This window comes from Flagellimonas zhangzhouensis (assembly GCF_900102925.1).
In the GTDB taxonomy this organism is placed as follows: domain Bacteria; phylum Bacteroidota; class Bacteroidia; order Flavobacteriales; family Flavobacteriaceae; genus Flagellimonas; species Flagellimonas zhangzhouensis.
This window is the reverse complement of the sequence record NZ_FNKI01000001.1, coordinates 1,247,320-1,272,952: the sequence shown is the minus strand read 5'-3', so window position 1 is coordinate 1,272,952 and position 25,633 is coordinate 1,247,320. Positions and strand designations below refer to the sequence as shown.

The 25,633-nt window shown below is 40.9% G+C and carries 18 protein-coding genes and 1 tRNA gene; 11 read left to right on the top strand and 8 right to left on the bottom strand.

The genetic code is table 11. From position 1 onward, the window contains the following. Nucleotides 1-48: 48 nt before the first annotated feature. Genes infB through rimP form a run of 3 tightly spaced genes read right to left on the bottom strand, consistent with a single transcriptional unit; the run spans nt 49 to nt 4,568 of the window. Complete coding sequence (gene infB, locus BLQ18_RS05545; RefSeq protein ID WP_090293391.1) at nt 49-2,820, bottom strand: translation initiation factor IF-2; 2,772 nt, start codon at nt 2,818-2,820, stop codon at nt 49-51. Between the two features lie 41 nt (nt 2,821-2,861). Next, a complete protein-coding gene (gene nusA, locus BLQ18_RS05540) occupies nt 2,862-4,094 on the bottom strand; it encodes a transcription termination factor NusA (protein WP_090293390.1) in 1,233 nt (410 codons plus the stop codon). 12 nt (nt 4,095-4,106) lie between these two features. Continuing rightward, nucleotides 4,107-4,568 carry a ribosome assembly cofactor RimP gene (rimP, locus tag BLQ18_RS05535; RefSeq protein ID WP_090293389.1) on the bottom strand — a complete coding sequence of 154 codons (462 nt, stop codon included), beginning with the start codon at nt 4,566-4,568 and terminating at the stop codon, nt 4,107-4,109. A 315-nt stretch (nt 4,569-4,883) separates the two neighbouring features. Here rimP and BLQ18_RS17055 point away from each other — a divergent pair, with 315 nt between their 5' ends. Together BLQ18_RS17055 and BLQ18_RS05520 are read left to right on the top strand one after the other, a co-directional pair. Then, nucleotides 4,884-8,294 carry a PA14 domain-containing protein gene (locus tag BLQ18_RS17055; protein ID WP_217630567.1) on the top strand — a complete coding sequence of 1,137 codons (3,411 nt, stop codon included), beginning with the start codon at nt 4,884-4,886 and terminating at the stop codon, nt 8,292-8,294. A gap of 126 nt (nt 8,295-8,420) precedes the next feature. Beyond that, complete coding sequence (locus tag BLQ18_RS05520) at nt 8,421-9,596, top strand: hypothetical protein (RefSeq protein WP_090293388.1); 1,176 nt, start codon at nt 8,421-8,423, stop codon at nt 9,594-9,596. A gap of 9 nt (nt 9,597-9,605) precedes the next feature. Here the strand turns inward: BLQ18_RS05520 and BLQ18_RS05515 are convergent, their stop codons facing one another. Next, nucleotides 9,606-11,534 carry a propionyl-CoA synthetase gene (locus BLQ18_RS05515; protein WP_090293387.1) on the bottom strand — a complete coding sequence of 643 codons (1,929 nt, stop codon included), beginning with the start codon at nt 11,532-11,534 and terminating at the stop codon, nt 9,606-9,608. 218 nt (nt 11,535-11,752) lie between these two features. On the opposite strand from BLQ18_RS05515, the gene BLQ18_RS05510 reads away from it, so the two are divergent. Continuing rightward, nucleotides 11,753-12,856, top strand: coding sequence for an adenylate/guanylate cyclase domain-containing protein (locus BLQ18_RS05510; RefSeq protein ID WP_090293386.1), 1,104 nt, complete (start codon nt 11,753-11,755; stop codon nt 12,854-12,856). Between the two features lie 7 nt (nt 12,857-12,863). Here the strand turns inward: BLQ18_RS05510 and BLQ18_RS05505 are convergent, their stop codons facing one another. Then, nucleotides 12,864-13,922: a DUF6588 family protein gene (locus tag BLQ18_RS05505; RefSeq protein WP_090293385.1), complete on the bottom strand. Its 1,059-nt coding sequence runs from the start codon at nt 13,920-13,922 to the stop codon at nt 12,864-12,866. Nucleotides 13,923-14,123: 201 nt separating this feature from the next. After that, nucleotides 14,124-14,195 (bottom strand) — tRNA-Gln (locus BLQ18_RS05500). Nucleotides 14,196-14,387: 192 nt separating this feature from the next. Between BLQ18_RS05500 and BLQ18_RS05495 the strand changes: the two genes are divergently transcribed. Continuing rightward, nucleotides 14,388-17,723 carry a DUF2723 domain-containing protein gene (locus tag BLQ18_RS05495; RefSeq protein ID WP_090293384.1) on the top strand — a complete coding sequence of 1,112 codons (3,336 nt, stop codon included), beginning with the start codon at nt 14,388-14,390 and terminating at the stop codon, nt 17,721-17,723. Nucleotides 17,724-17,758: 35 nt separating this feature from the next. On the opposite strand, the gene BLQ18_RS05490 is transcribed toward BLQ18_RS05495, so the two are convergent. Further along, nucleotides 17,759-18,055, bottom strand: coding sequence for a thioredoxin family protein (locus BLQ18_RS05490; RefSeq protein WP_090293383.1), 297 nt, complete (start codon nt 18,053-18,055; stop codon nt 17,759-17,761). A 216-nt stretch (nt 18,056-18,271) separates the two neighbouring features. Between BLQ18_RS05490 and BLQ18_RS05485 the strand changes: the two genes are divergently transcribed. The 7 genes from BLQ18_RS05485 to BLQ18_RS05455 all read left to right on the top strand — a co-directional run bounded on the left by BLQ18_RS05485 (nt 18,272) and on the right by BLQ18_RS05455 (nt 24,385). After that, complete coding sequence (locus BLQ18_RS05485; protein ID WP_090293382.1) at nt 18,272-18,628, top strand: hypothetical protein; 357 nt, start codon at nt 18,272-18,274, stop codon at nt 18,626-18,628. An 85-nt stretch (nt 18,629-18,713) separates the two neighbouring features. Beyond that, complete coding sequence (locus BLQ18_RS05480) at nt 18,714-19,733, top strand: sensor histidine kinase (RefSeq protein WP_175443720.1); 1,020 nt, start codon at nt 18,714-18,716, stop codon at nt 19,731-19,733. 4 nt (nt 19,734-19,737) lie between these two features. Continuing rightward, nucleotides 19,738-20,511, top strand: coding sequence for a LytR/AlgR family response regulator transcription factor (locus BLQ18_RS05475; protein WP_090293380.1), 774 nt, complete (start codon nt 19,738-19,740; stop codon nt 20,509-20,511). 100 nt (nt 20,512-20,611) lie between these two features. Beyond that, nucleotides 20,612-21,388, top strand: coding sequence for a sterol desaturase family protein (locus BLQ18_RS05470; protein ID WP_090293379.1), 777 nt, complete (start codon nt 20,612-20,614; stop codon nt 21,386-21,388). A gap of 123 nt (nt 21,389-21,511) precedes the next feature. Beyond that, the gene (locus tag BLQ18_RS05465) at nt 21,512-22,285 is read left to right on the top strand and encodes a hypothetical protein (RefSeq protein WP_090293378.1); all 774 of its coding nucleotides are present in this window, start codon (nt 21,512-21,514) and stop codon (nt 22,283-22,285) included. Nucleotides 22,286-22,479: 194 nt separating this feature from the next. Then, a complete protein-coding gene (locus BLQ18_RS05460; protein WP_090293377.1) occupies nt 22,480-23,784 on the top strand; it encodes an OmpP1/FadL family transporter in 1,305 nt (434 codons plus the stop codon). 139 nt (nt 23,785-23,923) lie between these two features. Further along, nucleotides 23,924-24,385, top strand: coding sequence for a CBS domain-containing protein (locus BLQ18_RS05455; protein WP_090293376.1), 462 nt, complete (start codon nt 23,924-23,926; stop codon nt 24,383-24,385). A gap of 5 nt (nt 24,386-24,390) precedes the next feature. On the opposite strand, the gene BLQ18_RS05450 is transcribed toward BLQ18_RS05455, so the two are convergent. Beyond that, nucleotides 24,391-25,626 carry a metallophosphoesterase gene (locus BLQ18_RS05450; protein WP_090293375.1) on the bottom strand — a complete coding sequence of 412 codons (1,236 nt, stop codon included), beginning with the start codon at nt 25,624-25,626 and terminating at the stop codon, nt 24,391-24,393. Nucleotides 25,627-25,633 lie beyond the last annotated feature (7 nt).

Below are 25,633 nucleotides of genomic sequence, written 5' to 3'. Positions count from 1 at the left end.
AAATCCCGCAATTAGCGGGATTTTTTATTTCTATATTATTTGTAGTGATTACAATTTCTTCTTCACTGCAACTTCTTGGAAGGCTTCAAGGATATCTCCTTCTCGCACATCGTTGTAGTTTTTCACCTGTAATCCACAATCGTATCCTTTAGATACTTCTTTAACATCATCTTTGAAACGCTTCAAGGAAGCCAATTCTCCAGTGAAGATCACAACACCATCCCTGATCAAACGGATTTGGGAGTTTCTGAAGATTTTTCCGCTGGTTACCATACAACCTGCAATGGTTCCGATTTTAGAAATCTTAAAGGTTTCCCTGATTTCGGCATTACCAGTAACTTCCTCCTTAATTTCTGGTGAAAGCATTCCTTCCATCGCATCTTTAAGGTCGTTGATCGCAGCGTAGATAATGGAATATGTTCTAATGTCGATTTCTTCCTTATCAGCAATCATTCTAGCATTACCCATTGGTCTTACGTTAAATCCGATAATAATCGCATCGGAGGCACTTGCCAACAACACATCAGATTCGGTAATGGCACCAACTCCTTTGTGGATAATGTTCACTTGAATTTCGTCGGTAGACAGTTTCTGGAATGAATCGGTCAACGCTTCCACAGAACCATCCACATCACCTTTAAGGATAATGTTCAATTCTTGGAAATCACCCAACGCAATTCTACGTCCAATTTCATCAAGTGTAATATGACGCTGCGTTCTTACCGATTGCTCACGTTGAAGCTGTGAACGCTTGGCGGCAATTTGCTTCGCTTCACGCTCATCTTCCAATACGTGGAATCGATCACCTGCCTGCGGCGCTCCATCCAAACCTAAAATAGAGATTGGAGTTGAAGGCCCTGCTTCTTTAATATCTTTTCCACGCTCATCTTGCATGGCTTTTACCTTACCACTACATGTTCCTGCCAACACATAATCTCCAATACGAAGTGTACCTGCTTGAACCAAAATAGTGGAAACATATCCTCTACCTTTATCCAAGAAAGCTTCCACAACTGTACCATTGGCCAATTTATCTGGATTGGCTTTCAATTCCAATAACTCAGCTTCCAACAATACTTTTTCCAACAACTCATTAACTCCTTGACCTGTTTTGGCAGAAATATCATGGGATTGGATTTTACCACCCCAATCTTCAACCAAAAGGTTCATTTGAGCCAAACCTTCCTTGATCTTGTCAGGGTTGGCAGTAGGCTTATCCACCTTGTTGATGGCAAATATGATTGGCACACCCGCAGCTTGCGCGTGACTGATAGCTTCTTTGGTTTGCGGCATAATATCATCATCCGCAGCAATTACAATAATTGCGATATCCGTTACTTGGGCACCCCTTGCACGCATAGCGGTAAACGCCTCGTGACCTGGTGTATCCAAGAAAGTAATTTTTTGTCCATCCGGTAAGGAAACACCGTAAGCTCCAATGTGCTGGGTAATCCCCCCACTTTCACCTGCGATTACGTTTTCTTCACGAACATAATCCAACAAAGATGTTTTACCGTGGTCAACGTGACCCATAACCGTAACGATCGGCGCTCTTGGCTTCAAATCTTCCGGTGCATCGGTTTCCTCTTCGATGGATTCTTCGATTTCTGCCGTTACAAACTCCACTTCATAACCAAATTCATCAGCTACGATGGAAAGAGTTTCCGCATCCAAACGCTGGTTCATGGTCACCATGATTCCCAACGACATACAGGCAGAAATAATCTGGGTAGAAGACACATTCATCATGGTTGCAACCTCGTTTACGGTTACAAACTCTGTAACCTTAAGGATTTTGCTTTCCAATTCCTGTTGTTCAAGATCTTTTTCCGTTTGTTGACGGTGCTGATCTCTTTTCTCTCTCCTATATTTGGCCCCTTTGCCTTTGCTGGATTTCCCTTGGAGTTTCTCCAAGGTCTCCCTTACTTGTTTTTGTACTTCTTCTTCGGTAGGCTCAACTTTTGGAACATTGGTGCGCTGACCTTTGCCACGTTGATTACCTCCTCTATTGTTATTGCCTCGAGGGCCACCGCCACCAGGCTGTGGACCATTCTTAACAATTCTCTTTCTTCTTTTCTTTCGGTCTGCATTCCCCGCTGAAGCGTTGGACTTTGCATCCTCTTTTTTCTTCTTTGGTTTATTGAACTGGGAAAGGTCAATTTTATCCCCTGTGATTTTAGGACCAGAAAGTTTTTGGTATTTGGTTTTGATGGTACCAGACTCCTCTTCACCTTTCGGCTCTTCCTGTTTTTCAGTTGCCTCTTCCTTGGTTACAGGTGCAGCTTCATCTTTTTTGGCAACAGGCGAAGCTTCTTCTTTCTTCGCCACAGGCTCAGCAACTTCTTTTTTGGGAGCTTCAGTTTTTGGAGCTTCTTCTTTTTGAACAGGAGATTGTGCTTCTGCCACCTTGGGCTCTTCTGCTTTTGGCTCTTCAGCTTTCGTTTCGCCCGGCTTTTTGTCCAAATCGATTTTACCAACGGTTTTTGGTCCAGAAAGTTCCGCCTTAGCCTTGATCACCTGCTGCGCAGCTTCTCTTTTTTCCCTGGCTATTCTTTTCTCTTCCAACTCTTGTTCCATTTGGATACGAATAGCTTCCTTCTCCTTACGCTTTTCCTCACCAACTTCCTTGGAGGCTACTTTTTTGCTCTTATCCGTTTGGAATTCGTCCAACAGCACTTGATACACCTCATCTGTTATTTTTGTGGTAGGACGTGCCTCTATCTCGTGCCCCTCTGAGGAGAGATAGTCTACTGCCCTATCCAATGAAATGTTCAATTCCCTAAGAACTTTATTAAGTCGTATTGTTGGATTTCCTGCCATAAATTGTTTTACTTCCCTAAAAATTCGCTGCTAATATAAGTCTAATCTTCAAATTCTTCCTTGAGGATTCGAATCACATCAAGGATTGTTTCCTCTTCCAAATCGGTTCGCTTCACCAAATCGTTAACGTCATGCTCTAAAACGCTACGTGCGGTATCCAAACCAATCTTTTTGAATTCCTCAATCACCCAGCCTTCGATTTCATCTGAAAACTCGGTCAATTCCACATCTTCCTCAACACCTTCACGGAATACATCAATCTCATAACCAGTTAATTGACCAGCCAATCGAATGTTGTGCCCACCTCTACCAATGGCTTTGGAAACTTCCTCTGGCTTAAGGTAAACTTGAGCTGTTTTCTTCTCGTCGTTCAACTTTACAGAAGAAACTCTTGCCGGGCTCAACGCACGTGTCACCATTAATTGTGGGTTATTGGTCCAGTTGATCACATCGATGTTCTCATTGCCCAATTCCCTAACAATTCCGTGGATCCTTGATCCTTTCATACCCACACAGGCACCAACAGGATCAATTCTATCATCGTAAGAATCTACCGCAACCTTGGCTTTTTCACCAGGAATACGCACTGCCTTTTTAATGGTGATCAAACCATCGAACACCTCTGGAATTTCCTGGAAGAACAATTGTTCCAAGAAAATTGGGGATGTTCTGGACATGATAATGGCTGGCTTGTTTCCTTTTAGCTCTACGCTCTCGATAATTCCACGAACGTTGTCTCCTTTGCGGAAGAAGTCAGAAGGAATCTGCTTTTCCTTTGGAAGAATAATCTCGTTTCCTTCGTCATCCAACAAAATTACTGCCTTGTGACGAATATGATGAACCTCTGCAGTGTAAATCTCACCTTCGAGGTCTTTAAATTGCTTGTAAATTGTAGTGTTGTCGTGCTCATGAATTTTAGAGATCAAATTTTGACGCAAGGCCAAAATCGCCCTTCTACCAAGGTCAATCAATTTCACCTCTTCGGAAACATCTTCACCCACTTCAAAATCCGGCTCAATCTTACGTGCTTCGGTCAATGAAATTTCCTCATTAGGATCCTCTACCTCACCATCTTCTACAACCACACGGTTTCTCCATATTTCCAAATCCCCTTTGTCGGGGTTGATAATAATATCAAAATTGTCGTCAGAACCAAATTTCTTCTTTAGCGCACTACGGAAGACTTCTTCCAAAATGGCCATAAGGGTCACCCTGTCAATAAACTTATCGTCCTTAAATTCCGAAAAGGATTCGATGAGCGCTAGGTTTTCCATTTTCTACTACAATTAAAAATTTAAAATAACTTTTGCTTCTTTGATGTCAGAAAAGGCAATTTGCTGTTTTTTCTGTACTGTAACTTTACCTTTACCCACGGGTTTTGGCTCACGTGCTTTCCACTCCAAGGTAATATGGTCTTCGGAGGTTTCCACCAGTTTTCCCTCCACTTCTTCGGAGCTGGTTCTCACCTTTAATTTTCTTCCAATATTCTTTTTGTACTGACGGGGCAATTCCAATGGAGAAGTAGCTCCCGCAGAGGTCACTTCCAACGAAAAATCTTCATCTTCCCTATCCAAGTTATGCTCAATGGCACGGCTCACGTTCATGCAATCCTGAAGGTTCACCCCATTGTCACCATCCAAAATAACTCTGATTGTGTTATCACCTCCTACGGTAAAATCTATCAAAAACAAGGAAGGATTTTCTTCCAACGCCTTGTTCAACAAGGATTCCACTTTTTCCTTCAACATAAGAAATCAGTAATAAAAGAGGGGACTCAAGGTCCCCTCATGAATACTTTTATATCCGTTCAGTGGTGCAAATATACGACAAATTATATAGTCTACACAACCTATCCCTTTTTTAAAAAATGGTTAATTATTATTTATCAAGGATTTACTTTTTCCGAATCCACCCTCACCCTGAAAAAGGACTACAAATTCCTACATGCGAACACACTTTATCATAAAAGTGAACCATTGGCAGTGGTTTAGTCCAGTTTCGCAACAAATATTTTGAGGCTTAATAGTCCTGTTTAACTTTTGCGCCCAAATCATCAAGAGCAAATGGGCACAACCTCAACCAACATAAAACCCATAGATTTTTTAAAGAGATGGATACCTATAGTGATAATCTTGCTATTGGGGACATCACTTTCCTATTCACAAACCACGCTTTGGAGCGAGGATTTTTCTAGTTATGCGAATAATACGGAAAATGGAACTGCATCTGGATCATCTGCATCCAATTGGACAACAACCTTAACTGGTAATGTTTGGGTACAAGGAAATCGTATTGAAGCCAACAACCTAGGCACTGAGGGTATTTGGCAAACCAACCCAATCAATATTTATGGCTACCACACTGTAAATTTCAGCCTTGATGTAGCTACCCAATCTGCGACCAACCAGTTTGAAGCGGGTTCAGATTATTTTATAGGTGAATACAGAGTAGATGGTGGTTCCTGGATTGAATTTGAAAATGCATCTGGCGATTCCAACCCATCAGACCCTTTGGATTCCTCATACACCGTTAATCTACCTTCAACAGGAAACACTTTAGAAATTAGAATTCGGTTTTACAACACTGCAAGCAACGAATATTATTATATAGATAACATTTTAGTACAGGGCTCAACAGACTTTTGTAATGGAGAAGTTGACTTTGAGTTTTATGACAGCTCTCCTTCTGGAAGCACAACCGACAATATTCCTACTGCTGGATATCTAGGATCTGGAACTATTTCAACCTTTAATGTTGGAACCCTTCAAAATCAGGAAGACCCAGGAGACACGGATAATTTTAGTATTCGATATACTGGCTACATCCAAATAGATACCCAAGGATCATATACTTTTTACACCACATCCGACGATGGTTCCAAATTATATATTGATGGGACTCAAGTAGTGGATAATGATGGAGCTCACGGATCACAAGAAAGATCAGGTTCTATTACCCTTACTTCTGGCCTACATGACATCACTGTCTTGTTCTTTGAGAACGGGGGAGGAGAAAACCTTTCCGTTTCCTACCAAGGACCATCTATAAGCAAACAAAATATTCCATTTTCAAAATTATATTCCAACTGTAGTGTGGCAAGTGCTGACCTTGATGGTGATGGCGTGGACGATGTAACAGATATAGATGACGATAATGATGGCATTTTGGATGTTGATGAATGTGGTGGATTAGGTGGAAATTTTGTACAAACCGCGACCAATGTTCAAAATTTCAGCAACACTTCCAATGCGGAGGGAGACCCAGGTACCACATATGCCTCTAACCCTGTTTATACCTATTCAGGGTCATCTATTATTTTATTTCAGTTTGCCCAAGTAATTCCAATAGGAACAACAGTGAGTGTTTTCTTAAGTGCGGATCCCGCTGTTTCTACGTCAGATATGCAAATACAAAATTCTGGTGGAGGATGGATTGCCAGTGCTAACGCAATACCTTCTGGTTCCATAACAGAAATTACCTTTAACGTATCTTCCAGTAATTTCCAATCCTTTAGGGTTGAAGCTTACCAACTTGGGGCACGTGTACATGGTGCCAGTTATGGGGGCACCGTGGATTGCTCTACCGTAGATACTGATGGTGATGGAATTCCCAATTATCAAGATTTGGATAGTGATGGCGATGGCATACCCGACAATGTAGAAGCCCAAACATCTTTAGGCTATGTTGCTCCTTCTGGAGTCGACGCCAACAATAACGGTTTGGATGATGCCTATGAAAGTAATGGTATTTCCCCTATTGATACTGACGGAGATGGAACTCCAGATTTTATGGACACCGATAGTGACGATGATGGCACTTCTGATACAACGGAAGCAGCACTTACGCTTTCAGGATCCGATAGTGATAGTGACGGATTGGATAATGCTACGGATACCTCCACAGGATATTCCGACCCTGGAGGAACCATAGACAACCCGTTGAACACAAACGGTGGCTCTTTAATGCTACCCGATTCTGACGGTGACGTAAACTCTGGTGGCGACCTTGACTTTAGGGATGACACGGTGGACGATAACGACCCACCATCGATTACCGCCACAGGTGACCAAGTATTTTGCCCTGGTTCCACCATTGCAATTGCCGAAAGTGTTTCCATAACCGATGCCGACAGCAGTACTTTGGACGCGGTTTATATCCAAATTTCTTCGAATTATGATGTATCGGGCGATCTTTTGAGTTTAACAGGAACCCATCCAAATATCACGGCAAGTTGGGATACTTCAGAAGGGAAACTAACACTAACTGGCCCCGCTACCTTGGCTGAATTCGAAACTGCAATCGCCGCGGTTGAATTCCAAACCACAGCAACAGTAACTTCAGGAGACACAAGAACTTTCTCAATCGTATTGAACGAAGCCAATTATTTGGAATCTACTGGTCACTACTATGAATATGTACCTGCACTAGGAATTACATGGACCTCAGCTAAAGCTGCGGCAGAATTAAGAACATTTTACGGTCTTCAAGGGTATTTGGCCACTATTTCCATTCAAGATGAATCTGATTTATTGGGTTCCCAAGCTCCTGGAGCTGGTTGGATTGGAGCAAGTGATGCCACTACCGAAGGAGATTGGTACTGGGTAACTGGACCTGAAGCTGGAACTCTATTCTGGAGAGGGAACGCAGGAGGTACAGCTTACGCCTATGAATTCTGGAATTCAGGAGAACCCAACCAATCAGGCGATGAAGACTATGCTCATATTACAGCACCAGGTGTTGGTTTGCCAGGTTCTTGGAACGATCTTTCCAATACAGGAGCTGCAAGTGGAGATTACCAACCCAAAGGGTATTTGGTAGAATATGGCGGAATGGCTGGGGATCCACCTTATCCTAACTTGGCGGCAACAACCAACATCACCGTTGATACAATTGCTCCAACGGCAAGTGCCCCTGCACCTATTACAGTTTATTGTTCTGACGATATTCCAGCTGCAGATGTAACCGTTATTACGAATGAAGCTGATAATTGTGATGCCGATCCAACCGTAACTTTTGTAAGTGATGTAAGTGATGGAGGTTCAAACCCAGAAATTATTACAAGAACTTATAGGATTACAGACGATTCAGGAAACACTTTTGATGTAGAACAAACCATTACTGTTTCACCTTTCACAATTTCATCCCAACCGACGGATCAAACAGTGATTGTTGGAAACAATGGGACTTTTTCGGTTTCCGCGTCAAATGTGGACACCTACCAATGGGAAGTGAGTACCGATGGTGGAAGCAACTTTGCCACAATTGTGGACGGAGGAGAATACACAGGAACCCAAACGGCAAGCTTGAGCATTTCTCAACCCGACACCAACAAAAATGGATATATTTTCCGTGTCTTGGTTTCCAATAGTTCGGGCAGTTGTTCCGCATTAACATCTGACGAGGCAACCTTAACCGTTAAATCTGGACGAGTGATTACCAACCGCGGTATTACCTTTCGTGTGAACAAAAACTAAATCCTTCAGAATGCTCTTCCAAAATTGATTGTCAAACAAACAATTTTTTAGGACCCGAGCCGTTTTTATTTAGCTAGGGGGTTAGATTTTTTGGCTGGACTTTCCAGTCAACCTCTAGGTTATCATATGAAGATTATCCCATTAAGCGTAATACGGTTTTTGTTTTTCATTACCATCTCCGTTTTCGCATCAAAAGCAGTAAGCGCCCAATCTGTTGGCGACTATAGATCCATTGCATCTGGAAATTGGACCAACACTTCTATTTGGCAAGTTTATAATGGCACTAGTTGGGTATCCGCAACTGGTTATCCAGGTCAGTCAACAGGAACCAACGATGTTTACATTCAAGGTGGTTACAGCGTGACCTTAACCTCTAATATTTCGAACACCCTTAATTCCCTTACAGTGGGTGATGGAACTGGAGCAACCGATAATTTCTATATTGGAAATACCTCTAGCCTGCAAACCGAATTAGTGACAATTGAAAATGGAGGTTTGGTTGAATGGACTGCAAACAAAGACTTTTCCCTTCCTTCTGGGGCAGCATTTGTCGTAAATTCAGGAGGAACACTTGCTACCGACAACCCTTGTAGCGCTTCAAAACGATTAATTATCGGAAGTACCACCTATTCAACTTGTAATGGTAATGGAAGTGGGATTTACAGCTTTCAAGACATAAACGATTCAGGCGGAACCATAGCGGTGAACCCAACATCGAACGGCCCAATTTGTGAAGGTGAAACCTTGAACCTTTATAGCAATCCTTCTGGGGCTGGTTCCTCAAGCGCAACTTATAGTTGGTCCGCAACTGGACCATCTGGCTATAGTTATAGTTCTTCCAGTGAAAATCCAATAATAACTGGATTAATTGAAGGTTCTTACACCTATACCGTAACCATTTCCGATGGCACCATTAGCAATACCAAAAGTGTGGATGTAACCGTTAATGGAGCTCCTTCGGTAGTATTGCAGCCTCAAGATCAAGAAACTTTCAAAGGGACCAATGGTACTTTTTTCATCACTTCATCTAATGCTGATACTTTTCAATGGCAGGTGAGTATGGATAATGGAGCCAATTATTCCAATATTTCTGACGGAAGTGCCTATTCAGGAACCCAAACAGAAAACTTGACCGTAATCACACCAGATATGAACAAGAATGGCTATCTATTCCGAGTTTTGGTGTCCAATGTAGGGTCATCTTGCAACACACCTATTACCTCTGACGCAGCTACTTTAACCGTTAAATCAGGCAGTGTAGTTACCAACCGAGGTGTTACGTACCGAGTGAACAAAAATTAGAAGCGAATCTTAATTGGATTGTTTCACTTTTTTCTCGAACGAACCCACCATTTGGTCTTGAAACAACTTTTCGATTTCATTTAATATTTCTGGATCATCAATAGTTGATGGTACGGTGAATTCTTTTCCATCGGCAATGGCCCTTATTACTTTTCGTAATATTTTGCCTGATCTAGTTTTGGGCAATCGTTCCGCAATCAATACTTTTTTCAAAGAGGCCACTGGACCGATTTCTTTACGGACATCGCCCACTACTTCCGATTGCAATTGAAAACTCTCTATACATGCCCCTGCTTTTAATACTGCAATGGCCAACGGAATCTGACCTTTTAGGTCATCTTCAATTCCAACCACACAACATTCGGCAACATCGGGATGTTTGGCAACCACCTCTTCCATTTCTGCAGTAGACAAACGGTGTCCTGCCACATTAATGATATCATCTACCCTACCCGTAATGAACACATAACCATCTTCATCGATATATCCCCCATCACCAGAGAAATAATAACCATCAAATTTATTTAGGTATCCTTTTATGAAACGTTCGGTATCTCCCCATAAATTGGGCAAAGTACCTGGGGGCAATGGCAATTTTACAGTCACATAGCCTTCCTCTCCTCTTTCTGCTTCACTTCCATCTTCCCGCAAAATTTGCACATCATAACCACATACAGCTTGGGTTGCTGAGCCTGGTTTTACATCAAAATGTTCATTGAAGCCCATCATGTTGGCCACAATAGGCCATCCTGTTTCGGTTTGCCACCAATGATCGATAACGGGAACATTTAATTTTTCTCCTGCCCAATTCAAAGTGGAAACATCACAACGCTCGCCTGCTAAAAACAAATAACGCAATCGGCTCATATCAAATTGTTTGATGAATTCCCCTTCGGGGTCTTCTTTTTTAATGGCCCTGATGGCTGTTGGCGCCGTGAACATCACATCCACCTCATGGTCACTGATTACTCTCCAAAAAGTGGAGGCATCTGGCGTACGAACAGGTTTACCTTCAAACAAAACCGTTGTGCAACCATAAACCAAAGGAGCATACACGATATAACTATGACCTACCACCCATCCAACATCACTGGCTGCCCAGAACACCTCTCTTGGGTTGACACCATAGACGTGTTTCATACTGTAATGCATGGCTACGGCATGACCTCCATTGTCCCGAATAATCCCTTTGGGTTTTCCTGTAGTTCCTGAGGTGTACAAAATATATAATGGGTCTGTGGCATCTACCTCAATGCAACGAACAGGGTCGGCAATCTTCATTAAAGTTGCATAGTCGATGTCGTTTTCTTGATCAGGACGAACTGCCCCCATCCTACGGTTGTAGACAATTACATGATCTGGTTTATGGGTTGACTTGGCAATGGCTTCGTCCACCATGGGTTTGTATGGAATAATTCGATCTACCTCAATTCCCGAAGTGGCCGTGATGATCAATTTCGGCTTGGCATCATCTATTCGAATGGCCAATTCATGTGGGGCAAAACCACCAAAAACCACGGAGTGTACCGCTCCCAAACGGGCACAGGCCAACATGGAAATGACGGCTTGGGGTATCATGGGCATATATATAATGACCGTATCGCCCTTTTCAACCCCCAACCGTTTCATTCCTCCAGCCAGTCTGCTTACTTGATCTCGAAGTTCCAGATAGGTATATTTCTCAATCGATTGCGTAACAGGCGAATCGTAAATCAATGCTATGTCTTCTCCCCGACCATTTTCTATGTGAACATCTAGTGCCAAATAGCACGTATTTAGTTTACCTCCTTTAAACCAGCGGTAAAATCCATTTTGATCTTTGGTAAGTGCTCGTTGTGGTTTTTGAAACCAACTAATGTTCGAAGCTTGGTCCATCCAAAAGTTCTCTGGATCTTTGATGGACCGCTTAAATTCCTGCGCGTAATTAACCTCCGCCATCGTTCTTTAGTTTGAATAGTATTTTATGTGCTTGTTTGTTTGCCGTTGCAACCACCATTTCAAATCCTTGAAAATGAAACTTTTGAAACTGCAACTGCACTAAATTACTATTTTAAGACCCTGCTCTCTTCATAAATATCGCTAAATTGATATAGCTTACTTTGGATTTAAACAAGCATAAACTTCTGCACCTCAACAAAATCATTTTACTTTACAGCATGCGTCTGTTTAAAAACCCCAAGACCAAATACTATATAAAACGGATTTTACCCTTTGGGGTTATTTGGTTGGCATTGAGTTGGTTTATACTCTTAATTGAATCCATGGCCAATGAATACGAAAACCATAGGCCCGATACGGATATTACTGTTACTTGGACTGTTTTAATATTCGCCTCTACTGCTGTATTTCTTGTGGGTATCACTATGGGAGCCGTGGAGGTACTTTGGTTGGGAAAGCGGTTTAAATCGAAAAGCTTCAGCATTAAGATCCTTTACAAAATGGGATTTTACTTGTTGTTCATGCTGGTGATCAACCTTATCACCTATCCCATTGCCGCAAGTATTGAATTAGGCGATTCCGTTTTAAGCGAAGGTGTTTGGGAAAAGTTCTCCCATTATATTGTGAGCCTTACCTTTTTGAGCACCATGGTTTCGTTAGCCTTTAGCATTTTTGTTTCGTTATTGTATTCAGGTTTTAGCGAACATTTGGGACACAATGTGCTCCTAAATTTCTTTTCGGGCAAATACCATCAACCTAAAAATGAGTCGAGGGTTTTTATGTTTTTGGATATGCAATCCTCCACTTCACTTGCAGAGCAATTGGGTCACACTGTTTATTTTCGGTTTTTGAGTGACTATTACAATCAATTGTCAAATGCCATTATTCAATATGAAGGAGAGGTGTACCAATATGTTGGGGATGAAATTGTAATCACTTGGAAAAAGGAGGATGGTCTAAACCATGCAAACTGCATCCGCTGTTTTTATGCCATGAAGCAAAGCTTGACAAAAAAGGCTTCTTACTTTGAAAAAACCTACGGAGTACAACCTGCATTTAGAGCTGGTTTGCATTTAGGTGAAGTAACCACTGGTGAAATTGGTGCTTTAAAAAAAGAAATATTTTTTACAGGCGATGTGTTGAACGTTACCGCCCGCATTCAAAAGCTCTGTAAAAAATTTGATGAAGAACTGATTGTTTCAGATGATTTGGTCAACCAATTGACCAAAACAAAGGACATTTCATTTACTTCATTGGGCACCATGGATATTGAAGGCAGAGCGGCAGATATTGCTCTTTATGTGCCGAAAATCAAAAGTTAACTTGCAATCAATTGCTGTTCCCTCCGTTCAACATAAAATTCAAGCCCAAAGAAAGGTTGTTATACCCTTGCAAAGTGTAATCCAGATTAATACTGAACCAATTGATATTCACCTTGCCACCTAAGGAACCTCTTAGCCCAGAAATCTTGGTCTGTACATCAAAAGGATCTACAAACTCTAAAGTATTGTTCTGGGTTTCTATCACATAAACCCCTTTAAGCTCGTAATTAGATTTCCCTGTGATATACCCAATACTTCCATAGAGATTCCAAACGGGGTTTTTGGTGGAAATCAATGTTTCAAACAAAAAGGTATTCAAATATCCATCCACATGTTGGTCGCTACCTGTAATAAATCCATTGGCTTGAAAATCGTATTTGGCATCCAATCGGGTAAAGGCCCCAAACAACGAAATTGCCACAGGCAAGGATTTCCCTCCTTCAAAATGCTCGGTGATTTGATTTTTGAGACCAAAACCAATCACTCCAAATGCTGCATCATCAATATTTAGTTTGGGAAAATACCTGAAACTTGCTTCAAAATGCATTGGTAGACCAACACTTCCCTGCAATAAGGGAGCAGGCAACCAATTGGTGGAAAACAAACCAATACCTGTCGGTGCATCAAACTGATACTCCTCTCCCTCCACCGTGGCCACAAATGTGACATTGGAATTGGTGCTGCCTAAAATAGTTGGAATCTCAACTTGATTTCCTCCTCCCAACACCGACAAATTTTCATAATCACCAATATTAATGGTTCGGGATAATTTATCATTGGGAACAAAAGAACCATTGGTCACAAGGGATAATTGCACTTGCCATTCATTGAGTACTTGAGCATCATTGTTCCAGCCACCAGTCAAGGCATACATCAAACCTTCGTTCAAAGGCTCCAAATAAATGGATGTCAAGTCTTCGGCATACTCAACTCCCAACACCAAATAATCCTTGAAATTAAAATCCTGTGCTTGCGTGGGAGCTCCTACAATTAGAAATAAAAAGAAACAAGCTTTTTTAATTGAATTGGGCCACTTAACATGCCAATTGATTTCAGAACGCCGCATAACTGAAAGAGATTGAATTATACCTATTAAAGGTATTTAATTTTTGGCTCTTAAGCGAACACAATCAAGACTTAATTCAATCATTTTAAAATGATTACCTAATTAGGAACAACTTAGAATGTAGTTATGGAATAATTTTGAACACCTGGAGTAGACACAAAAAAACAAACCCCCTTAAAACGTGTTTAAGAGGGCTTTCTGTTGGCCTACAAGGACTCGAACCTTGAACGACTGAACCAAAATCAGCTGTGTTACCAATTACACCATAGGCCAGTACCATTCAAATGCCAAAACTGATTCAGCAATTGAGCGTGCAAATTTATAACAAACTTTGGTTTCAACAAATATTTTAATCAGAATCCGAATAATTTTTCTCCCAATAGCATGTTAAAGGTTTTCCAAAATTGGCTAACCGTCTGTGCTATATTTACTAAATTCGCCCCAACTCGGTCAATAACCAGCTTTATGTTTGCAAAAGACTTCAAAAAATGGGACACCATCCTTGGGTGGGTTTCTTTCGCTATCGCCTTTATAGTTTATGCACTTACCGTTGAACCCACTGGAAGTTTTTGGGATGCAGGGGAGTATATTTCCACCTCGGCAAAACTACAGGTAGGACACCCTCCAGGAGCACCCTTGCTTCAAATGATCGGAGCGTTCTTTGCCATGTTCGCCTTCGGGGATGAAACCAAAGTTGCCCTCATGGTGAATGCAGTTTCTATTGTTTCCAGTGCTTTTGCAGTGTTGTTCACCTTTTGGACCATTACGAATTTGGTGGGAAAACTTATTTCTAAAGAAACAGCCATTACCAATAGTCAAGCTATTGCTATTTTTGGTAGTGGATTGGTGGGTGCATTGGCATTTACTTTTTCCGATAGTTTTTGGTTCAACGCCGTAGAGACCGAGGTGTATGCCATGGCCAGTTTTATCATGGCGCTTTTACTTTGGCTGGGGCTTAAATGGACCGACAATCTGGAAGACCCTAGAGGCCACCGTTGGTTGTTGTTGATTTGCTTTGTAATCGGTCTGACCTTCGGAATCCAGTTCATGGGCTTCTTGGCCATTCCGTCCATTGGACTTTTATATTACTTCAAAAAATACAAGACCACCACCGTTAAGAATTTTCTATTGGCAAACATTATTGTGGTTGCCCTTTTGATTTTGGTCTATAAATTCTCCCTGACCTACGTATTGGAATTGTTTGGTTGGAGCGAGGTGTTCTTTATCAACGAAATTGGCCTGCCGTTCAACTCAGGGACCCTAATTATGGGACTGATTTTCGTAGCGGCCTTTTATTTTGGACTTCGATATACCAGAAAACATCATTTCCATAACCTAAACATCATTGTATTGAGCTTAATGTTCTTGCTTTTAGGTTTTTCTTCTTGGTTGATGTTGCCCATCCGTGCCAATGCCAAAACCGTGGTTAACGAGAACAATCCAGCCGATGCACGTTCCCTTTTAGCCTATTACAACAGGGAGCAATACCCAGGGGTAGACAGCCCTATTTATGGCGCTTATTATTCCGATACTTTTGCGCCAGCAGGAGATGACAGGGATGACAGCCCCAAATATGAAAAGGATTATGCAACGGGCAAATACATTATTGTAAACCATTACGAGGGTGCTGTTCCAGGACCAAATGAAAAGCATGTAGGCATTCTGCCAAGGATGTGGAGCGATCAACATGCCGAAAATTACATGCGCTACTTTGGCGCCCTTGATTTTAAAATAAAATCGGAATACATTTCCAACAACGAGCTACGTCAGGCCGTTAGCCAATTTAAAACTGCCTACTCACAAGGGGAGATTGATACACCACAATACATTCGATTCTTAAGGGAATTTGGAGAATACATCGAGGTGCAACCTCCTACTCTGGGTCAAAACCTAAGTTACCTGTTCGATTTTCAATTCGGATATATGTACATGCGCTATTTCATGTGGAATTTTGTTGGAAAGCAAAACGACATGCAAGGCAAGTACGACGAAAACGGAAATTGGCTCAGTGGTGTCGGGTTTATAGACAGTCTTCGCTTGGGAAGTCAAAAAAATCTACCTAGCGATTGGGAAAATAATAAAGGAAGAAACACCTACTATTTCTTGCCCTTATTGCTCGGAATTTTGGGTATCGTATTCCAGATTTCAAAAAACCCAAAACAATTTTGGATGCTGTTTGTGTTCTTCATGTTCACAGGATTCGCCATCCAGTTTTATACCAACCCTTCCATTTTCCAACCTAGGGAAAGGGATTATTCACTCGTAGGTTCGTTCTACGTATTCTGCATTTGGATCGGACTTGGGGTTTATGGATTGTTTGAAGAATTTAAAAAACTACTGTCTGCTAAAATCGCGGCACCAGCCATCAGCGCTATTTGTTTATTGGCCGTACCTTTTTTAATGGCTTTCCAAAACTGGGACGACCATGACAGAGCGAATCGCTACACGGCAAAATCAACAGCAAAAGCTTATTTGGATTCCTGCCAGGAAGATGCAGGGGCCATTCTGTTTACCATTGGGGATAACGATACGTTCCCAATCTGGTATGCCCAAGAAATTGAAAACTACCGTACCGATGTTCGTGTGGTCAACACCAGTCTTTTTGCTACGGATTGGTACATCGATCAAATGAAACGCAAAGCGTACGAAAGTGATCCGATTCCGTCTCAATTAACCCACGACAAATACCGCTATGGAACACGAGATGCCATTTATTACCGTGGCATTACCGAAAACCGTTGGGATATCAAAGATTTCATGAACTGGGTCGGAAGCGATAAAGAACAAACCAAATTTGGTCATATTTTGAGCAATCAAGGAGCTGATTTATCACAATACCCACAGAGTACTTTGGATATTGTGTACTACCCTACCAACAAAATCCGAATCCCTGTCAACAAGAAAAATGTTTTGGAAAGTGGATTGGTAAAAGAGAAAGACTCAGCATTGATTGTGGACTACATCGACATAGACCTTCCAGAAAGCGCTTTGCCGAAAAACCGAATTTTAATGTTGGATTTGCTAGCCAATAACGATTGGAAACGTCCAATTTATTTCTCTGGTGGAAGTTTTGACAGCGCGGAATACATTTGGTTGAAAGATTATCTACAATTGGATGGATTGGTATATAAATTGGTGCCAATTAAAACTCCAAACCGCAATTCTTTTGAAATGGGTCGCATTGATTCTGATTTGATGTACGACATTGTGAAGAATTGGGATTGGGGCAATTCAGGAAGTGATAAAATCTACCACGATCCACAAACCCGTTCTCAAGGACTTTCTTTTAGGAGCAACTTGGCCCGATTGATGGAAACTCTAATCCAAGAAAACAAAATTGACAAAGCCAAGGAGGTCATCGATATGTCATTGACCAACATGCCAGTTGAATATTATTATTTCTATGCGTTTGTAGAACCTTTCGTTGATGGCTACTATAAAGTTGGTGAAACTGAAAAAGCGCGGGAATTGTTCAACCAACTCAAAAAAATCTATCAAGAGCATTTGGAATACTACGCCGCCTTGCCTTTGGATGAGCAATACGATAAAATAGACGATATCTTATCCGATATGCAAGCCTATCGCCGAAACATTGATATCTTAATTGAGAACAGCGACAAAGACTTGGCAGAATCCGAGACCATCATCTTTAATGAATACATTGATATGTTCTCCCAATTTGTGGATGACGAAGAAGAGGTTTTGGACGACCCAATGCTCATGGACCCTGACTTGGAAGATTCCATTCCATTGGATACCATAGAATCGGTTCCCGATTCAATTGAAATGGAACAGCAATAAAAAAGAAAAGCGAGGTAAAAACCTCGCTTTTTTGTTTAAATATATTCGTTTAGAATGCCGATGAGTGTATTGGCATCTTGCTCACCGCTCTGTCGCCAGACCATTTCTCCTTTTTTGTAGATCATTAGGGTTGGTAGTCCTTTAATGCGCAAAGCTTGACTCAGTTCTTTGTTCTTATCCACATCTATCTTGATTACTTTTCCTTTTTCGCCAAGTGCCGCAGCAACATCGCTCAAAACAGGATGCATGGACGTGGATTGCTCGTTCCATTCTGCATAAAAATCCAACAGAACTGGAATTTTCAAATCGATAAGTTCACCAAATTTAGACATGAATTCAAAGGTTTACAGTCAAAAGTAAGAAAAATTGTTAACGTTTTTGCATGGAGTAGTAAGTTCAATTCTTTTCAAAATCAACTTACTCTAGCCTTCACTTGCTTCACCCCTAAAATCCATTGTCCTACCTCCAATTTTAGCAGTTTCACCTTTTTTACTTCCATAGCGCCTCAAGGATCAACCTAAACTTGCTTAAAATTTAAATAAACTACCATGAAAAAATTAATGTTTGCCTTAATGTTTTGTGTGTCTATTCTAGGTTTCTCGCAAGAGAGTGATGAGGAATTTGCAGCAGTTCTAGATCATCAAATCGAAACTTTACAATTAACAGGGGAAAAGAAAGAAGCCTTTGTTGAAATCAGCAATAAGTACTTTGAACAATTTAAGAGTACAAGGGAAAGTGAGGGGTCACGATTAACCAAAATGAAAGCATTAAAAACTATTCAGGACAATAAAAATGAAGAATTGAAACAACTTTTGAGCGAGAGTGAATTTGAATCGTTCAAAGAGATGCAAAAGGAAAATAGAAGTAAGCTCAAAGAGCGTTACAAGCAACGAAAGAATTCATAACAAATAACTTTTTCACACAGTGATCATGGCTTTCCCTGTCCAATGTTGTGGATTGGGGAAGCCTTTGTATTTTTAAACAATGAAAATGACCAAATCGGAAAAAAGAATACTGCTCCTCGCCTCAGTATTTTTGGCCATCGCATTAAACGTTCATCGCTTGTTCGTGATGCTGCCCGGAGAGGCTAGACGAATAGGGTTACCTTGGGTCTTCAATGCACCAGAGCTCGCCTATCAGACACTTTTCCAATTTGGCTATTGTATTTTTATTGGTTTCTTAAACTTAAAGTGGCTTCGATGGGAAAATACAAACAAGAAAGAAATCACCAAGAACCTGCTGTTTAATTTACTGTTTTTGGTTTTGTTTCTGGCGATTGGAAGCATTAGCCAAAAATATTTGTTTCAAAATGCTCCGAACCTTAAACTGTTTATACTGGGCTACATGTTTCGCTTGATTACCAGCTTGGTACTGCTTTCCATTATGCTCAAAATTGTTTTGCTGAATCGGGTTCAAAAACGAAAGGAACTCGAAAACGAACAATTGAAATCAGCTTATTTTGATGCCGAAATAAAAAATTTAAAGGCACAGATAAACCCCCATTTTTTGTTCAACGCATTGAGCAGCCTGTCTGCCTTGGTCAGGGAAAATCCAAACAAAGCACAAGATTACATTACGCACTTATCAAAGGTGTTTCGCTATTCCTTGGGCAACCATCACGAACAACTTATTGGTCTGGATAAAGAATTGGAACTGTTGGATTCCAATATACAATTGCTGAAAATGCGTTTTGAGGATGCCTTGGACATCCATATCCATGTTCCCAAAACCCATGGCATAAACCTACCCCATATGTCACTACAACCGCTTTTGGAAAATGCGGTAAAACATAATTATGTCTCTAAAGAATATCCGCTGCGCATCGATGTTTTTCAAGAAAATGATAAACTCATTTTCAAAAATACCCTCAAAGAAGCCATTTATAAGGAACCTTCAACAGGAATTGGACTTTTAAACCTCAACGAGCGTTACCAAATTTTGATGGGGAAATCCATAGATATCGTAAAATCCGACACACATTTTACCGTACAATTGCCCTTAAATCCATAACCCTATGCCTATCAATATTGCCATTATTGAAGATGAACCTGCCATTGCGCGTAATTTGGAATTCACACTAAAAAATTTGGAACCCGAAATCAATGTGCTTCAAAAATTGGACAGCGTAAAAGGTTCCATTGATTGGTTGCAAAATCATATGGGGGATTGCCAGCTTTTGTTCATGGATATTCGACTTACCGACGGACTTTCTATCGAAATTTTCAAATCCATTTCACCCAGCGTTCCAGTAATTTTTATTACCGCTTATGATCATTATGCCTTGGAGGCTTTTAGGGTGAACGGACTTGATTATATTTTAAAACCTTTTCAATCGGAAGATGTAGAAAAGGCCCTTAAAAAATATAAAACCACATTGGGCAACAAAACTGTGGAAAACGATAAGATCCACGAGCTTTTAAACTACATACAAAACAACACCAGCAAATCCTATCGCGAAGCCTATTTGGTTCATTACCAAAACAAGCTCATACCCCTTCCAGTTGATAAAATCCAATGGTTTTTTACGGAACAGGAAATTGTGTATGCCCACACCGCAGATGGAAAAAAATACACTATAGAGTCTACCTTGGACAAAATTCTGGCTGAAATATCCCCCAAACTATTTTTTAGGGCCAATCGACAATTTATTGTGCAGCGCTGGGCCGTTAGGGACATCGACTTTTATTTTAATGGCCGACTTGTGGTCAATGTGGAACCCAAACCACACGAAAAAATAATAGTGAGTAAGGCCAAATCCCCAGAATTTAAAAAGTGGCTGGACGAATAGCCTTCTTGAAAAGTCTCAACACCGATTTTGTCAGCTTCACCTTTTTTTCCCCTTCAGTAATTTCCATTTTAAGGCAACTTCACTTTAAAAAGTGAAGATTATGGAAAACGAAACACGAATGGAGCATGGAGGAGCAATCTTCCTTATTTTGCTCATCTTGGTAATCTTGGAGATTATCTGGAGCTGGAAAAATGATAAAAAAGTCTATGAAACAAAGGACACCTTAGCGAATCTGGCCATTTTTGCGGGTTTTCAAATGTCTAAAGTGTTCCTTTTTGGGTTTCAATATGCCACCATGTCCTATTTGGCGCAATTTGCCTTGCTTCAATTAAAAATCAATGCGTGGGTATTCCTCATCAGTTTTATCGCAGTAGATTTTATGTACTATTGGTACCATAGGTACAGTCATAAAATAAAATTTCTTTGGGCATTTCATTTGGTGCACCATTCGAGTTTGTTCATGAACCTTACCGTTTCCTACCGCCTCAATTGGCTCAGTGCATTGTTGACCCCTTTTGTGGTTGCTCCACTTATTTTAATAGGCCTTCCTTTTGAGTTGGTCGCTGTTTCCTTCGGATTAAACTTGTTGTATCAATTTTTTCTACATACCGAGGCCGTCGGCAAATTAGGATTTATTGAAGGTATTTTGGCCACACCTTCTGCGCATCGAGTACATCATGGATCAAATGAAGATTATATCGACAAGAATTTTGGCGGTGTACTTATGATCTGGGACCGTATGTTCGGCACCTATCAACCCGAAACCGAAAAACCCACTTATGGAATCACCACGGGTTTCATCAGCAACAATCCTTTGGTACTAATCTTCAAAGGATTTTATGATTATTTCAAGGGCAAAATGGATTACAAGGGCTAAGGGTTGATTCACCCCCAAAATTGACAGCTTCACCTTTTTTATGCCCCCCAAACATTACAGACCAGCCTAGTTTAGCCAAAAAATAACAATAAAAAGAAAATTAATTTTTAAACCTTATCAATTATGAAAAATCTAATCTTACCAAAAACCAAATTCAACACAAAAAACCTTATCGTATTGGGAGCTGCAGCTTTCACCTTGACTTTTGCTTCCTGTAGCAATGGAGACGATGGTGTAGGCGAACCAGAAGCTACCATTACCGAAGAGGAAGCCGCAGAAGCCATTGCAATGTCAGTTTCTCCAGACTCTGGCGGAATGGTAGAAATTACCCAAGAGGCCATTTACACTCTTGAGGAAGACAACTCAACTTCAGGTAAAGCTGAAGATTACGAATGTGGAGTGGAGTATGGCTCATCCTACAACATTTCGGGTCAATCCGGAAGCATCTCATACGATGCCAGTTTAATCTGGAGCTGGATGGTACAATGTGGAACGGGAATTATTCCTTCTGCTGCAGATTTTGAATTGGACGGCACATCAACCTACGATGGACCTAGAATTTCAAGCGAAGCCAGTACAAGTGCCACTATAAATATCACCAATCTGGATGATGCCAGCAATAGTTATCTTGTTAATGAAACCTTCAGTATTTCCGGAACACAAGAATCCAATGTGAGTACCATCAATTCATTTACAAGCACCATTGAATTCACTACTACAAACCTGGCCATACTAAAATCCAATTACAATATTGCTTCGGGTACCGTATATGCAAGTTTTGTAGGCAAAGCAACCAACGGAAACTCCTATAATTTTTCAGGCACCCTGGAATTTACGGGTAACCAAACTGCAACACTAACCATGGGCAGTGGAAACACCTACAATCTGGCGTGGTAGGTTAGTTCCATAATTCTAGTTTGTTGTTGATTAAGCCCCTTTTAAGGGGCTTTCCCTTTTTTACACCATGATTCATGATTTTTATCATACACTTTACTCCAGTTTATTAGTAGGTTTACACTAGATTTAACTGTACAGCATCTGACTGAACAATCTACTACACATCAGCCACTTACTGTGTAAAACCTCTTCGTATGAAAACTTTATTGGCAACACTTGTTGCATTATTAATGACCACCATCACCTTTTCTCAGGCAGGACACATTATGCAAGGTGTTGGATCGGTGAACATGTCCATGGGGGGAGCGGCCACCGCACAACCGCTGGACATCTCTGGAGCATTACAATGGAATCCTGCCACGATCACTACTTTTGATGACAACATTATTAAATTGGATGTTGGTTTGTTTTTCTCTTCACCTGAAGTAAGCTCAACTGTACCGGAATTTGATGATCAAGGACAGCCCACAGGTAATTTTTACAGTGGAACAACTGAAGATGACAGAGGTGTTTCGCCAATGCCTGCCTTGGCAATGGTTTGGAGCAAACCAGAAAGTAAAAGCACTTTTGGAGCTTCCATTTTTGGTATCAGTGGCTTTGGGGTCACGTTTCCTGAAAGCATGAGCAATCCCATTACCATGCCACAAGCCAATGGCGGTTTTGGACGCATTGAATCGGATTATATGCTGTTACAGGTTGGACTTGCATGGGCCTATGAGATTTCAGACGAATTCTCCATCGGAATCCAACCCACGTTTAACTACTCTTCATTGGAATTAATGCCAAACCCAACAGCAAATCCAACACAAGCAGGTTACCCAACCGCCGATAGGGCTTCAGCATTAGGTTTTGGAGGTCAAATTGGTGTGTTTTACCATTCATCAACAGGAATTAAAGCTGGGGTTTCCTATAAAACCACTCAGTATTTTGAAGACTTCGAATTGGAGAATACCTATTTGGATGGCTCAACAAGCACTAATGATTTTAATATGGATTACCCATCCATACTTTCCTTTGGATTGGGCTATTCTTTGGGAAACATCGACATTGCTTTGGACTATAGAATGGTCGATTATGAAAACACTGATGGATTTTCCACTGCTGGTTGGACACAAACCGCTTCTGTAGCTGGCTTTGGATGGGAGAACATAAACATTATTTCTGCAGGTGTGCAATACAAAGGAGTGAACAAATTACCCATTAGGGTTGGCTACACTTACAGTTCCAATCCTATTAATAGTGACGTTGCATTTTTTAATGTGCCTGCGACCGCCATCATTAAAAATGCCTACCAATTTGGGATAAGCTATGAATTTAGCGAACGCTTTACCTTGGATGCATTGATTCATTATGGCACAAGTGGCGATGCCACTTCAGGTCCATTGCTGAATCCCCAATTCATTCAAAACTTCCCACCCTACGGAGCCATTCCAGGAAGTGAGGTTTCTTATGACATGACCACTATGATGATCGGTTTTGGCGCATCCCTCAAACTTTGAAATAACCCAAAATAACCATAGAAAAAGGCGCTGAATTATCTTCAGTGCCTTTCTTAATTCAAGTATTCACCCCCAACAGGTAGATAATTATCTCACTGAATTTCAGTATCTTTAATAGGCAACACATAAATATATCGTCATGGCAATTAAAAGTTACACAGGAAGAAGAGTCAAGGAGATTCCCAAAGAAACAAGACTAAAAGTGAGTGATTATATGACTCGAAACCTCATCACCTTTAGCCCAGAACAACCCGTTGAAGAAGTTATTGAAGCATTGTTGAAATACAGAATTTCAGGAGGACCCGTAGTTAACGATAAAAACGAACTTATCGGGATGATTTCAGAGGGTGACTGCATCAAGCATATCAGTGATAGCAGATACTACAATATGCCCATGGCCGAGCGTAAAGTAGGTCTTCGCATGATCAAAAATGTTGAGACCATCGATGGCAACATGAATATCTTTGATGCAGCCAAGAAATTCCTCGAAGTAAGAAGAAGACGTTTCCCCATTGTTGAGAACGGCAAACTTGTAGGCCAAATTTCCCAAAAGGATATTCTGAAAGCCACTATGAGCTTAAAATCGGAACATTGGAAATAATTGCTTTAAGCAACCTTTCCTTTTTTCTTTAAGGTGATTACAGACACCTCTGGCCAAATACCAAAACGACCAGGGTAACCAATAAAACCAAAACCTCGGTTCACATTGATGAACTGATCCATTTCTTTATAAATACCAGCCCAATATTTGTAACGCCATTTTACAGGACTCCATTTTACCCATCCAGGAATCTCAACGCCAAATTGCATTCCATGGGTGTGACCACTCAATGTTAAATGAAAATGGTAGTCATCATGAATCACTACATCTTCCCAGTGGGATGGATCGTGGCTCAATAATATTTTGAAGTCATCTTGATGGACGCCCTCCTTGGCCAATTGTAGGTCCCCAGCTTTTATAAATCCACCACGGCCCCAGTTTTCAACACCGACCAAAGCAATTTTTTCGCCATCTTTCTCCAAATAACGGTTAGAATTCAAAATCAGGTCAAAACCCATTTCTTTTTGCATGGCCTTAAGGTCTTCCAAGTTTTGGGCTTTGGCTTCTTCGGTATCCCAAACGGCATAATCCCCATAATCGTGGTTTCCTAAAATGGAAAAGACTCCATCTTTCGCCTCCAAACGGGAAAATACCTCCTTCCAAGGTTTCAACTCTTCAGAACGATTGTTTACAATGTCACCCGTAAAGAAAATCACATCACTTTGTTGTTCATTCACCAAGTTTACCCCATATTCTACTTTTTGGTAATCATCAAAACTACCACTGTGCACATCACTAATCTGGGTGATTTGATAGTTGTGAAAAGCATCAGGTAAATCATCAAACTCAAGCTCGTATTTTAAAACTTGGTAGTTGTATTTACCTCGATACATGCCATAGAGCAATGCACCAAAAGGCAAAGAGGCCAAACCAAGGGCCAAACCACTGATAAATTTTCTTCGGGATGGAAAATAACCTGTATCGGCATCAGAAACTCCAACTATTTTATTGTAACCGTAGCCAATCAACCGTACCACATCTTCCAACAAAAGAAAGAAACCCAAAACCAAAGCCAACAGAAAAAAGGCGGCAAAAATGCTTCCTGCAATGGCTGCAGTTCCTTTAAACCCATCACTAGGGTCATAAGTCATCACCTTAACAGCCAAAAATAATAAGGCGCCCAAGAACAGGGCAATATAGGTCCAATGCATCCATGGACTTTTAAATAAGGTCCTAAATGCTTGAAAACCATAAGTAGCCAAAATCATATAAATAATGGCCAACACAATAAATCTCGACATACAATCT

Coding starts and splice junctions, on each gene's coding strand:
- BLQ18_RS05470 (WP_090293379.1), top strand. CDS start 20,612: ATGGAAAACGAAACACGAATGGAGCATGGAGGAGCAATCTTCCTTATT.
- BLQ18_RS05515 (WP_090293387.1), bottom strand. CDS start 11,534: ATGGCGGAGGTTAATTACGCGCAGGAATTTAAGCGGTCCATCAAAGAT.
- BLQ18_RS05485 (WP_090293382.1), top strand. CDS start 18,272: ATGAAAAAATTAATGTTTGCCTTAATGTTTTGTGTGTCTATTCTAGGT.
- BLQ18_RS05490 (WP_090293383.1), bottom strand. CDS start 18,055: ATGTCTAAATTTGGTGAACTTATCGATTTGAAAATTCCAGTTCTGTTG.
- BLQ18_RS05495 (WP_090293384.1), top strand. CDS start 14,388: ATGTTTGCAAAAGACTTCAAAAAATGGGACACCATCCTTGGGTGGGTT.
- BLQ18_RS05460 (WP_090293377.1), top strand. CDS start 22,480: ATGAAAACTTTATTGGCAACACTTGTTGCATTATTAATGACCACCATC.
- BLQ18_RS05450 (WP_090293375.1), bottom strand. CDS start 25,626: ATGTCGAGATTTATTGTGTTGGCCATTATTTATATGATTTTGGCTACT.
- BLQ18_RS05505 (WP_090293385.1), bottom strand. CDS start 13,922: ATGCGGCGTTCTGAAATCAATTGGCATGTTAAGTGGCCCAATTCAATT.
- BLQ18_RS05480 (WP_175443720.1), top strand. CDS start 18,714: ATGACCAAATCGGAAAAAAGAATACTGCTCCTCGCCTCAGTATTTTTG.
- nusA (WP_090293390.1), bottom strand. CDS start 4,094: ATGGAAAACCTAGCGCTCATCGAATCCTTTTCGGAATTTAAGGACGAT.
- rimP (WP_090293389.1), bottom strand. CDS start 4,568: ATGTTGAAGGAAAAAGTGGAATCCTTGTTGAACAAGGCGTTGGAAGAA.
- BLQ18_RS05465 (WP_090293378.1), top strand. CDS start 21,512: ATGAAAAATCTAATCTTACCAAAAACCAAATTCAACACAAAAAACCTT.
- BLQ18_RS05455 (WP_090293376.1), top strand. CDS start 23,924: ATGGCAATTAAAAGTTACACAGGAAGAAGAGTCAAGGAGATTCCCAAA.
- BLQ18_RS05510 (WP_090293386.1), top strand. CDS start 11,753: ATGCGTCTGTTTAAAAACCCCAAGACCAAATACTATATAAAACGGATT.
- BLQ18_RS05475 (WP_090293380.1), top strand. CDS start 19,738: ATGCCTATCAATATTGCCATTATTGAAGATGAACCTGCCATTGCGCGT.
- BLQ18_RS05520 (WP_090293388.1), top strand. CDS start 8,421: ATGAAGATTATCCCATTAAGCGTAATACGGTTTTTGTTTTTCATTACC.
- BLQ18_RS17055 (WP_217630567.1), top strand. CDS start 4,884: ATGGGCACAACCTCAACCAACATAAAACCCATAGATTTTTTAAAGAGA.
- infB (WP_090293391.1), bottom strand. CDS start 2,820: ATGGCAGGAAATCCAACAATACGACTTAATAAAGTTCTTAGGGAATTG.